The sequence below is a fragment of the Pedobacter hiemivivus genome (assembly GCF_004331685.1).
Classification (GTDB): domain Bacteria; phylum Bacteroidota; class Bacteroidia; order Sphingobacteriales; family Sphingobacteriaceae; genus Pedobacter; species Pedobacter hiemivivus.
On record NZ_SJSM01000004.1, the window covers coordinates 149,595 to 162,422 of the forward strand.

At 38.1% G+C, this 12,828-nt stretch carries 9 protein-coding genes; 1 reads left to right on the forward strand and 8 read right to left on the reverse strand.

Annotated features, from left to right (window positions below; all coding sequences use genetic code 11):
• Position 1 precedes the first annotated feature (1 nt).
• The 7 genes from EZ444_RS09205 to rpiB form a co-directional block, all read right to left on the reverse strand.
• A complete protein-coding gene (locus tag EZ444_RS09205; RefSeq protein WP_131608439.1) occupies positions 2-2,590 on the reverse strand; it encodes a phosphatidylglycerol lysyltransferase domain-containing protein in 2,589 nt (862 codons plus the stop codon).
• Between the two features lie 368 nt (positions 2,591-2,958).
• Complete coding sequence (locus EZ444_RS09210; protein ID WP_225874683.1) at positions 2,959-4,803, reverse strand: hydrolase/aminopeptidase; 1,845 nt, start codon at positions 4,801-4,803, stop codon at positions 2,959-2,961.
• Positions 4,804-4,854: 51 nt separating this feature from the next.
• The gene (locus EZ444_RS09215) at positions 4,855-5,160 is read right to left on the reverse strand and encodes a hypothetical protein (protein WP_131608440.1); all 306 of its coding nucleotides are present in this window, start codon (positions 5,158-5,160) and stop codon (positions 4,855-4,857) included.
• A gap of 63 nt (positions 5,161-5,223) precedes the next feature.
• A complete protein-coding gene (locus tag EZ444_RS09220; protein ID WP_131608441.1) occupies positions 5,224-6,573 on the reverse strand; it encodes a PhoH family protein in 1,350 nt (449 codons plus the stop codon).
• A gap of 160 nt (positions 6,574-6,733) precedes the next feature.
• The gene (locus EZ444_RS09225; RefSeq protein WP_165503571.1) at positions 6,734-7,522 is read right to left on the reverse strand and encodes a heparin lyase I family protein; all 789 of its coding nucleotides are present in this window, start codon (positions 7,520-7,522) and stop codon (positions 6,734-6,736) included.
• A gap of 687 nt (positions 7,523-8,209) precedes the next feature.
• Complete coding sequence (locus EZ444_RS09230; protein ID WP_131608443.1) at positions 8,210-10,495, reverse strand: DUF7133 domain-containing protein; 2,286 nt, start codon at positions 10,493-10,495, stop codon at positions 8,210-8,212.
• A 6-nt stretch (positions 10,496-10,501) separates the two neighbouring features.
• On the reverse strand, positions 10,502-10,951 hold the full coding sequence (gene rpiB, locus EZ444_RS09235; RefSeq protein ID WP_131608444.1) for a ribose 5-phosphate isomerase B: 450 nt from the start codon (positions 10,949-10,951) through the stop codon (positions 10,502-10,504).
• A gap of 143 nt (positions 10,952-11,094) precedes the next feature.
• On the opposite strand from rpiB, the gene EZ444_RS09240 reads away from it, so the two are divergent.
• The gene (locus EZ444_RS09240) at positions 11,095-11,808 is read left to right on the forward strand and encodes a DUF4397 domain-containing protein (RefSeq protein WP_131608445.1); all 714 of its coding nucleotides are present in this window, start codon (positions 11,095-11,097) and stop codon (positions 11,806-11,808) included.
• Between the two features lie 146 nt (positions 11,809-11,954).
• Here EZ444_RS09240 and EZ444_RS09245 read toward each other — a convergent pair whose 3' ends face one another.
• On the reverse strand, positions 11,955-12,785 hold the full coding sequence (locus tag EZ444_RS09245) for a KilA-N domain-containing protein (protein WP_131608446.1): 831 nt from the start codon (positions 12,783-12,785) through the stop codon (positions 11,955-11,957).
• Positions 12,786-12,828: the final 43 nt, after the last annotated feature.

Here is a 12,828-nt window from a genome sequence, read left to right on the forward strand (position 1 = left end):
TTTACTTACCCTCAGAAACTCTTTTTAATGCCGAAGGAACCTGTAAAAGGTGGTAATTGTGACTGTAAATTAAATACTTCTTATTCCAGTTTGGATAGAACTTCTCTTTATACTTTCTTAGTCCTTTAAACTGACCGAACATTTTAAAATTCTCGTACGCATACTTAATTGTTTTCTGAGTAATGTTTACCTTATCCATGCCCGAAAGCGGCGCGAGTCCCATATTTACAGCAGTATACCCCTCCTCTTTCAAATAGATAAAAGTCTTTGCCAGCAGCATATCCAATACGCCATTAGGTGCATCGCATACCTTTCTAATCAAGTCATAAGTTGCCTCACCCGCTGCGTAATCCGGAATCAAGTTCAAAAAAGCATATACTTTTTCTTCCCCATCTTCAACGGTAATAATGGTCTGCGTTTTTAAAATACTAGTATCAAAAACACCCTGCGTAAAAGCGACCTCCTTTTGATTCAAGGCATCCAACCAATTGTCGGATACCCTTTCCAATTTCTGGAGTAAACCTTCCTTTATGGGTTCTTTATATACTTTCAGACAATATCCTTCTGCCGTCAACCTACTTATGGCACTTCTGGTTGTTTTCATCTTACCACCATCAAGCGTAAAAGTAGTCAAGTTCAATACAGCCTCCTCCCCAATAGGAATATGTTTATATCCCATGGCGGTATACATGCCTAATGATTGCTCTGGCACTCTATAATAAGCACTTATAAAGCCGTTTTGCCCACAAAAATCTTCAAATGAGACCATCACCGCTGTTCGCTCAACTTCAGTTTCAGCAACAGGATCTTCTAATACTATGGCAAAATGGCGGGTAAGCTTAAAGCTGATAAAAGCGGTTTTAGTCGCATTAAAAAACAAGAATTTATCGGGATATACCTTAAAATAATCCAAAGCAGATGCACCGTATTTATCTAATAACTTCCTGGCCAGATCAAAATCTTCCGTTGAATTATAAGGTTTAGAAAAGTAAGGTCTAAGCAGGCTAAAAACGACAAAAAGTATCACCGCTGCCCCAGCTATATAGATAGAATCCTGAAAACGCTCGCCAAATCGGGTAAGTGGCGTCATTCCATGATCATCAATTAAAAAGAACAATTGTAACACAGCCTTCAAAGCCTGCATAATATGAAAATCAATCCCAAAATGCTTTTTATCAATAAAATAAAAGCCCAATACGCCATACGCCAATACCACGAGTACAGCGTACATTAACACCATGTAATCAATAGCAACCAACCGAGCATTTGGCCTAAGTCTATAAGACTTACGCGTATACAACAATGCCGAGCCAGCTATAAATGCCAATACAGCTTCCTCGTAATCAGCAGCTTTAATTAAATGTCCAAAAAAAGAGAAAACCGCTAAAAATATTGCGGCATACCAGGCACGCTTAGAGCCCTGCAACAAGAATATACTAATGATAACCAGAATCAAACCAAAAACCAGCACAAGTGTGTTACTGGTTACAATCAAATCCTCGGGCAACAAATCTTTAACCATCCGCAAGCGCGCAGGAATAGCTGGAGTAATAGCCGAAATGATATTTACTAGCCCCAAAATAAGGATAATACAGGCTGGCAAGATCCTAAGGATCACATTGTCCTTCTTCGTTATAAAGCTAAATAAACCGACAAGCAACGGTAACCAAAATTCAAAGAACCTAAACAACAGCGTGATGGTTGCTGCTGCAAGAATAGAAAAGCCAAACTGTTGTAATACGAAGGTAAGTGAGACTTCTATTGCGCCTAAGCCCCTTAAAAACGGAGAGGCAATCAATAAGATCACCATCACAATGTAACCAATTATAGCGGCTGGCCAGCTGGCATCCAGTCCCAGTGCCAACATAGAAATATAAAGGTGAACAATACCAATGACCTCGATACCTATCGAAACCAACAAAGTAATCCAAAATTGCCTTCGGTTGATCTTTTCATTAACCATATCGTCTAATACAGTAGATAGTGAAGGGCGTATCCTGGAAAGCCAACGGTAAGCCCTTCCTTTTATGGATACAGAATAGATCAGCAAAATAAATGCAGCAGTAAGTATCAAGAGGAATCCAAAACTCAGCAGTTCTGCTGTCCCGATTTTAGTAAATAGTAAAGCGATGGCCAATACAGGAATAGCCACAACAACTACAGAAAGAATGCTACAAAAGCCAAATAAGGTGGATGCCAGGTGTATTTGTGACTTGGTTACCCCTTTTTTTTCAATCTCTTTGGTAAAAAACACCAGTGAAGAAAATCCACCAGCTGGTAAAAAAATACTAACCAAATTCCGCTTCAGAAACAATTGAGTAGCCAGCGCTAATGACAGGGGTTTATTTAAAGCCTTAAAACTGTGCACATACATTAACCCTTGTGCAGCAATGTACACCAGGGTTAAAATTATGCCTAAAAATATGTATAATGGATGGCTCCTACTCAGCTGATCCTTAATTTTGATTATTTCAATATGTTCCTGTCGGATAAAGAATACAGCCATAGCAATCATAAAAATCGCTACAAACAGTTGCCAAAAGAATTTATTATAAACAAGTTTAGATATATATAACTTGGCTTTATTCATATTGCAATTGTAAAAAAAGAATATCGATTTGGCACCTTTTTTCTAAGCATTTAATTTACCTGGATTATTAAAGCTACTCATACAACGACTAAACGTAAAAATAGTTTTTAAGGTTTAGGAAACGACAAAAGGCGTTAAATGAGAAACGGGAATAAGTCGGAGAGACTATTCCCGTTCATAAGGTCGATCCACCACAGATCAACCTAAACCAAACTAAACCGTTTCATGAAAAACAAATTCTGTGCCAATAATTAAAAACGGATAAAATTAGCTTTAATACTATTTTAAGGACACATATATGTAGCATATAACACCATTTTGTCCAGAAAAACTAACGGCCTATACAAATGTCCTATTTCAACAACTTATCAATCGCCCTGGTAAGTCATAGGATGATAATTTGGCCTGGCCAATTTATAAATCTCCCTTGCCATTTTTAGTCTTTCAGGCGTAGCCATCATTTCTTTATATAATGGGATAATGTGCCACATCCTTCCATTTTCGAGTAAATAAGCTTTAATACGGGCATCAGCGGTTGTGTAGTGATGGCGAAGGGCCAATGCATACCAAGTCAGTTGTATATCTGTATTGTTAGAAGCTGTAAAACCAAATTCAGCATCCAATGCAGCCATATCTTTTGCCGTCAGGTTAGCTGGTAATTGGCTAATAAAATAGCGTCTTTCATTGCTAGATACGATTTCTTTACTTAAGCCTTTTACAGCAGCTGTTTTGCGCCAGTTAGCCACCAATCCATCAATAGCTTTAAAGCGTGCTGAACCAACAGCAGCCACATTAGCTGGAATACCTGGGCCGTACACCCATTTATTAATATCTATTTTATCTTCAAGTGCTTTATCGCCTTTTATCAGATTTTTATTCAAGTAGTCCAAAAACTGTTCAGTAGTTAAAGACTGGAAAGCATGACCATCAAAATATCCTCTTAAAAAAGCATCAAACTTTTCTCTTCCTACAGCCGCTTCAATCGTCTTTAAAAAGAAAAAACCCTTTTCGTATGCGATATCATTCGTGCCTTCATCAGGATTACGGCCAGTATAATCTGTTTTTAAATAAGTATCCTTACTGTCAGCGCCCATATCCTTTACAGCATTTTCCAAAGCTTGTTTTGCAAATACTTCTTGCATTTCGGCCTCGTTTTTACCGTATAGCGCTTCATCCATGCGGCGCTCAAAATAATTTGTAAAGCCTTCATTTAACCAGAAATCATTCCAGGTAGCATTGGTAACCAAATTACCACTCCAACTATGCGCCAACTCATGACATATAATACTCACCAGTGAACGATCACCCGCCAATATTGTTGGAGTTATAAAGGTTAGGTTAGGATTTTCCATCCCCCCAAAAGGAAAACTAGGAGGTAACACGACCAAATCATACCTACCCCATCTATAAGGTCCATAAAGTTTTTCTGCAGCATGAACCATTTTACCCATATCTGCAAACTCCCAGGCTGCCTTTTCCAATACAGAAGGTTCAGCATATACACCTGTGCGCTCATCAACAGCCTTAAAGGCTATATCACCCACAGCAAGTGCCAATAAATAAGACGGGATAGGATGCACCTGCTTAAACTGATATATACCAGTACTGTTTTTGGCTTGCGGATTTTCGGCACTCATTAAAGCCAACAAGTCTGCCGGTACTTTTACGGTAGCATTATAGGTAAATCTAATACCTGGACTATCCTGACAAGGCACCCAACTGCGTGCTGCGATACTTTCTGATTGCGTAAAAAGATATGGTCGTTTCTTACCGGCTGTTTGTTGTGGATTAAGCCATTGTAAAGCACTGGCGTCCTTACCTGTTGTATAGTAAATATTGATCAACTTAGTTTCAGGAGCGATAGCTACTTTTAAGGCCTTGCCCAAATATGCTGTTTCAGAACCAAACGTAAAGGTCGTTTCCTTCTCGTCAGCACCAAGTGTAATTTTTTCGATGTTCAGCTTACTGTCATCAAATATAATTTCCTTATCCTTAGCCTTGTTGTCTATTGTCCAGATTGCCTTTCCAGTAATTTGTTGTTGCTCAAAATTAACCTCTAAATCAAGATCAAGATGGGTTACATAAGCTATTGACGGCTTAGAAAAGGAATGTGGATCATCAACCATAACCTGGTTTTCAGTAGTAGTTTTTTTAGTATTCTGCTGACATGATAAAATCATCAGAATGGGAATCATTAAAGTTAGTCGTTTCATGAAATAAGATTTGCCAGCGCAATCTATAAAATATTTTATTGAAGAAATACCTTATTTATTAGTCACTTCCTGCACATCTATAAATTCAGGACCACCATCAATCGGATAACCCGCTACCTTTAAGCCTTTTACGGTTACCTCTTTTCCTTCATAATCCTTAAGGTTAACTTTACTACTTTTTAATGCATAAATTTTATCTGCAGCACTGATGATGTGCGTTCCATACTGAAAAGTAGACATCCCCAGAGGTTCAACTTTTCCCTGTAAAACTACCAGATTCTGATCTGTCCCTGATTTAACCATAGCGCAGCCTGCTATCGTAAGGCCAACTACTAACAACAATACAATTCTTTTCATATTCGATTTTTTAGTGTAAAACAATTTATTAAAAGTATTTAAATATCTGGATATGTGTTTAACTTACAAAAGATCGTTGGCGAGATTTGCCAACTCACTCCGCTCCCCTTTATCTAAAGTAATGTGTGCATACAAATCATGATCTTTTGCATTTTCGATCAGGTAAGACAAGCCATTACTCTCTGCATCCAGATAAGGGGTGTCAATCTGATAAATATCACCTGTAAAAATAATTTTTGTATCCTCTCCCGCTCTTGAGATAATGGTCTTAATCTCGTGTGGCGTTAAATTCTGTGCCTCATCAACAATAAAAAAGATTTTGCTTAAAGTTCTACCTCTAATGTATGCCAAGGGCGTAATTACGATCTTCTCTGTACTTACAAAGTCGTCAATTCTGGCTTGCATTTTAGGATCGGCGTGATATTGTTCCTTTATAAGCCTCATGTTATCCCATATCGGCGCCATGTACGGATCAATCTTAGATTTCGCATCACCCGGTAAAAAACCAATATCTTTATTGCTCAAAGCAACTATTGGACGCGTTACATAAATCTGTCGGTAATCTTTACGTTGTTCCAAAGCACTGGCTATAGCCAGCAAGGTCTTACCAGTCCCAGCTTTACCCTGTATCGTAACCAATTTGATATCAGGATTAAGTAAAGCGTTTATCGCAAATGATTGCTCATCGTTACGTGGAGATATGTTAAATATAGTTCGGGGAGCGACTGGAAATAGTTTTCCTGATTTTGCATGGTAATAAGTGGTTGCCGTTTTGCGCTTACCTTTTAAAATGCAAAAATGATTGGACTGGATTTCAGTAATATCAAGACCTGCAGCATCAACATTCCCATCTGCTTTAAGCGCTTTAAAAACCTCATCAGCTACATTCGTCAGCACTGCCTTTCCAGTATACAGCTCATCTACATTTTTAATTTTTCCAGTTTCATAATCTTCGGCATGCAGCTCTAGCGATTTTGCTTTTAACCTGAGACAAATATCTTTAGACACCAGTACCACGCGTTTTTCAGGAAACTCCTGTTTAAGACTCAATGCAGCATTTAAAATGCGATGGTCAAATTTACCTTTGCCAAAAATCTCTTCCGCGTCAAGTTTATCCGGTTTATAATCCATTACAACTTTAAAGCGACCACTTTTGCTGCCATTCAGAGGGATCCATTGATTCATAATCCGATCACCTGAAGCATTATCCATTAACCGGATAAAACTGCGCGCCTCAGCATTACGGGTTTCATTACCGTTTTTCATGTTATCCAGCTCTTCCAACACCTGTATAGGAATGGCTACATCATGTTCCTGAAAGTTTTTGAAGGCATTATGGTCGTAAAGGATAACTGAAGTATCAAGAACAAAGATCTTTTTTTCTAAAGTAGGATGATTAGCAGCTTTTTTCATGGTATATAAAAATAGCAAAAAAGATTTGCATCGATAGCGTTAAAACAATTAAGGCATCCGAAAAACGATGCCTTAACATTCATAACAATTCTTTAGCTAATTTTTCAACCTCTATTTAGCTTAGTTTGTATTGGAAAAAATGCGAACTAAGTTATTCAAATTAAGGAGCAACATCTGCATAAGCAGATCCAATCTTTAATCCATGAACCCTATTTACTATGAGTTCAGAACTTGCGCCATAAACACCCCATTTAGGATCGCAATAGTCAGCATCCAATGTACGTCCGTAATACCGTTGGGTACCATTACTCAGTGTTTGTTTAACACCATTGAACCAAAACTCCATAAATCCTACCGCTGCATTACGGGAAACCTTTATTCTTAAAACAAAGGTATTCCAATTGTTTACACTTACTGGCGTACTCCAAATATAGGTATTGGCACCACCAGGGGCAGTATGCATTAACTTAAAATCACCACTTACAGTTTTAATAACGATAGGAAAATTCTGCGTCATGTTTGCTCCATAAGCTTTCCATTGGAACAATGCATTAGCGGTAAGCGAAGCAGTCATCGCTAACTGCGACCGCCAGCCCAAATAAATATCGTCACCCTCTACTGCAGCAAAGTTTTTAGCGGCATGTACTTCACAGCGGTTACTTCCTATGGCTTTTGTAAATCTCCAGATTTTCCCATAAGTGGCATTATTCACTGCTGCCAGATCAGCTGGGGCGTCCACGTTTAACACTTTAAAGACGCCTGTACCTAAATTAGCATCACCATCCCATAATACTGATAGTATACCAACTGTTCCGGATGGATCTGCGGCACTAATACTGGTCTTATTTGTAATTAGCTCTTCACCAATTGAACTTGTTTCTTTTTTGCAAGCAAAAAAAAGAAATGCAAAGCAGCCGAGAACTACGGCTATAATCAATTTGTTTTTCATTAAAATTAAGTTTAAGGTTAGCAAAAAACAAAGCCCATTTACAGGCAATGCTATTAATAATAATGCTTTGAGATTTAAGAGGTTAAATAAAAGCATTACTAATATAGCTGATTACAGAGACCGAAATTATGCGCTACTAACCTAGTAATAAGCCATATAAGCATTTTCAGAATAATTATAAGATTAGCCTATAAAAAGAAAACGGAGCCTTTCTTCTTTCGATTCAAGGTCTCCGTTTCCACTCTTCTTGCAGCCATAGCTGTAAGTAAAGCATCAATTCGATTTATTACTTTACAATTCGTCGTATTCTCAGTTCCTAAGAACTTTGAAACTCGTCTAAATCATGTTTCCGATTCATCCCGTAGGCTGTTTCAGTTGATCATAATGTCTGTTTCGGATTCGGCTGATGTTCCTTTGCCTTACGGCTTTTGGTTATCTAAGTTCTTCTTCGCAGTTTCCTTTGAGTCTGATCCCTTGCTGATCCATCGAAATTTCCAGAAGCTTTTGCCCGGAGGCCAAGTATTTCTTTTTGGTATATTTCTTTCAGACTGTCAAAGTACTTCGTAATTGATAGATCTAATTTACGAACTATAACCATCTAAAACAAACATATTTAAGTCAATTTATTAACATATTTTCAACAGGTTTTTCAACAGCTTACCAACAAGTTATTCACATACCAAGCTTCTATTTAGCTTCCAGTTCTTCAATTGTAAAAGCCTTCTCTCTACCTTTATATCGTTTACGGACTTTACTCACTTCATCAATACTAACTTTACCTGCGTTATTTTGCCATGAGCCACGTATAAAGCTCAGTACTTGAGCTACATCATCGTCAGATATCTCCTCACTATGTGCTATACCAGGCATGTCACCTGAAATCTCGGGTGATTCGTAAACATGTCCATTAATTTTAACAGGGCCCGTCAGCCCATACAGCACAATCGAAATCAGCTTTTCTTTATTTCCTGTCACCCACTCAGATTTATTCAAAGGTGGCGCGAGCGCATTGACCCCATTTCCATCTGCAGCGTGACAAGTCTGACAACTAAATGCAAATAGCGCAGCCCCTTTAGGATACAATTTAGCCTGTAAAAGCGGATCCCTGTTCTTCTGCGCGCTCCTAACCCTGGTAATTAACGCTGTCAACTGTTTATTGATGTTCAAGTTTGTATCAGGTAATAAATACGCTATTGAGTTCGCAAAAACATCTTCGCGATGTGCTAAACCACTCAATACTGCACTTGAAACATAAGGATTATTAGGGTACTTTTTAACCAGGCTAATCACCACAGATTGAGCTCCGTCGGCATTAAATGGTTTAATATAATTCGCGGCATAAGCAATGTATGGAGCAGCCAACTCATCATTCTGATGAAGTAACTGCGCAAGTGCATCCATATAATACCTAAAAGAAGTTCCATTAATCACAGATGGCAAAACGCTTAAGGCCTGCATTCTCAAAGGCCATTGCTCTGCTTTTAGTAATGCCAGCACTTCATTGGTTTGCAAAGCTGATAACCCTTCCAATACCCACATCGCATGGATTACTTTCAAGGGTTGGCTTGTATCTTGAATAGCGGCTCTTAAAAAAGGAATAGCGGCTTTGTATTTTCCATCAATTAACATTTGTTGAGCCATATCGCGCACCTGACCATTGTTATTACCCAACAGTTCTACAAGTGCTTTAGGATCATTACTAAACTTTACCACACTTGCCAGCTTATTTTTTGGGACTATCTTATAAATCCTGCCACAACTCAATGGTTCAGTTAGCTTTCTGCTCAGGATCTTATCCCGCAAATAAGGTGTAACATATGTTTTATGCTGTATTATACCACGGTACATATCAACTACATATAACGCTCCATCAAAACCATTATACAAACTAACCGGCCTGAACCGCTCATCGATACTGGCCAAAAACTCTTTACCAGAATAAGCTTGTTCACCGCTCACTACATATCCTTTTTCGGTTAGAATGTTTCGCTTGATTAAATTGGCTGTCGGCTCTGCAACAAATGCATTAAAATCATAATCAGGGCCAAACAAACCACCACGGTAAATAACCGGGCCACATGCAGCTGTAAAATTTTTCAAACGTAAACTGTCGTCCAAAACACCCGGCATATAGCCCCTATTTACTCCAGGCGTCGAACGAGCTGGATAAACCCTGTTACTTTTGACTATTCTTTCGGAATAACCTTCAACATTACGCTGGTTATTGTTCGTAGCTCCAAAACCAGGGCTAAAGTAATCACCGACAAGATTGGTAGAATTGTCATTGTAATACAAACGCCCATAATTATCCTGACTAATTCCCCACTGCCCTCTAAAATGCGTATCCTCAATGATCCATTTATCGTCTATCCTGCGGTAACGTTTACTCGACTTGGCATTGTAAATCCAATTGTCCATCGCTCTTAACAGGCCATTGGGCTGATGCTCCACATTTCCCTCATCAGCATACTTACCATCCACCAATGTTCGCCTACCGGGCTGATCATTTTTAATCTCATAAAACCAGAGGTTTGGCGACTCTGCTACTAGTATCCCGCCATCAACCAAACAAATGGCCCGTGGCAATACCAAGGAGTCCAGAAATACCTTTCTATCATCCATCACCCCATCACCATTCTTATCTTCAAGGATTACTATTTTCCCGTTCGGCTTATCTTCTCCCTTTCCATTTACATCAGGCATATAACCTACCATTTCCACTGCCCATATACGGCCTTTATTATCAAAGGTCAGGGCCACTGGAGCTACAACAAGTGGTTCATCAGCAACCAGTTTAACTTCAAATCCGTCCTCTACCCGCATCAGTTTAATCGCAGCGGCGGCTGGGATAACTGGAGAGTTGGTGGTATCAGGAATAAGTTCTTTATTGACTTCAATCGTTTTTTTATGGGTTTGGCATTTATAAAGCGTAAAAACAACAAGCGCAAGTAGTATATACAGGTATAATTTCATCTAAATCTAAAGGGTTTTATTCTCTATTGCAGTAATTTTTGCTAATCTTAAAACATGACGTTCCTCGCCAGAAAAAGCGGCGTTTAAAAAAGCAAAGGCAATATCTTTTGCCAGTTCAATCCCGATTACACGTTCGCCCATGCAAAGAATGTTCACATCATCATGCTCCACAGATTGGTGTGCTGAATAGGTATCATGACATACTCCTGCCCTTACACCTTTAAATTTATTGGCTGCTATACTTACACCGACGGCACTACCACAAATCAATATGCCTCGGTCTCCTTTTTTATCAATAATCGCATTGGCCACTTCAGCCGCATGATCTGGATAATCAGTAGGCAACTCACTGTTTGTCCCCAAATCAATTACATCATATCCCTTTTCCTTTAAAGCCACAATCAATATGGTCTTATAATTGAACCCGGCATGATCTGAACCTATAATTACCTTCATTTTGTGTCTCATTTTTAGTATTCAAACAGCATTTTGCTTGTTAAAGTTCTAATGTAATCAGATTTTTTAAATTTTATTGTAGCGTTCGCATGACATTGTACGTCTTTATAAGAGTTACATTCACAAATCTAAAAACATAAACAATGAACATCTCTATTCAACCGACGATCAAAAATCTTAAAAGATTTAGCGCATTTACATTATTATCGATCAGCACATTAGTCCTTAATTCCTGCTCAAAGGATCCCGTACCAACACCAGAGATAGCTTATTTAAATATTACAAACACTTCTCCTACCACGGCTACTTTCAACATTTATATGGATCAAAGCGCGATAAACACCGGCGGTGCAGTACCTTATAATGGCACTACTGGTTATTTTCAGACTTCTCCAGGTACGCACAGCATTAAATTTACAACGGCAAGCAGTTCTGCAAGTATAATCACCAAAGACGTCGTATTAGAAGCAAATACAATTAACTCACTTTTTCTTATTGACAAAGGTACAAACATGGATTTCTTTAAAATCAAAGATAATCTGGGTAGTATAAGCTCTACTAAAGCTTTTGTTAGGTTTATCAACCTTTCTCCAGATGCGCCAGCATTAGACTTAGCGGTTAAAGAAGGAGCCGTTATTATAGAAAACAAAGCCTATAAAACCAATAGCGAATTTATCGAAGTAGAGGCAAAAACATATATTTTACAGTTTAGAAATAAAGCAACAGGAACTCCGTTAGCAGATTTGAGTAGTATGGAGCTTAAAGCGGGGAAATCTTATACTGTAATTTCAACAGGTTTAATTACGCCTGGTGATGCCGAACAAGGTTTCGGTGGAAAGATTATCATCAACCAATAGCATCATAAAAAATATAAAAGGTGTTGCATCATAATTCGAATGATGCAACACCTTTTTATATTTATAAATAGAGCCACTATAAGGTAATTTTAAACCCGTCGTAATCGACGGGTTTAAAATTAAAAAAGAGCCATTATATTGATGTATTATGGATTTTGCAATCTTTTTAAACTTTTATTATTTAGCAGAGATTTAAGCTGCATTATAGCTGTAAGGTTTAGTTGCGCAATACGATCCTTCTGAGGTAAACCTTGATGAATCATAACAGAATTGAGACTCTCCATGTTACTTAATACAACGAGTTGTTCTAATGTAGCATGATCACGAATATTGCCTTCTAAATTACAATTGCCATTTTTCCATTCCTGAGCTGTTTTACCAAAGAGAGCAACATTGAGCATGTCTGCCTCACTGGCATAAATCATTGCAGATTGTTCCTTTGTTAACTCTAGCGGTATAATCTTTTCTGTTATTGCATCTGCATGAATCCTGTAATTGACCTTTGCAAGGGTACGTTGGAAACTCCAATTCAAGCTAAGACGGTCATTTTCTTCATTTTTAAGCTTTTGAAACTCTGTAATTAAATACAACTTGAATTCCGAAGATATCCAAGAGGCAAATTCAAATGCAATATCCTTGTGGGCAAAAGTCCCACCGTACCTTCCAGATTTTGATATAATGCCTTTAGCATTAGTTTTTTCAATCCATTTTTGAGGCGACAGTACAAAATAATTATAACCGGCTTCACTTTTAAACCCGTCGAATTCGACGGGTTTAAAATCACTATTATTCAATATCTCCCAAAGACCTAAAAACGCTATGGTGCTTTTACCTCTCATCCAATTACGAATGACATCATTAGGATCGTAATTGCTCCTATACTTCGCGATATCAGTAAGGGATAAAAAATCATTATCCCCATGGGACAAGAAAGAGATTTCTCTTTCTTGTACAGTAAATTTATTCGATTTGCTCATAGTAATATTTTATCTATATGCAAAACTCCCAAGATTCTTACAA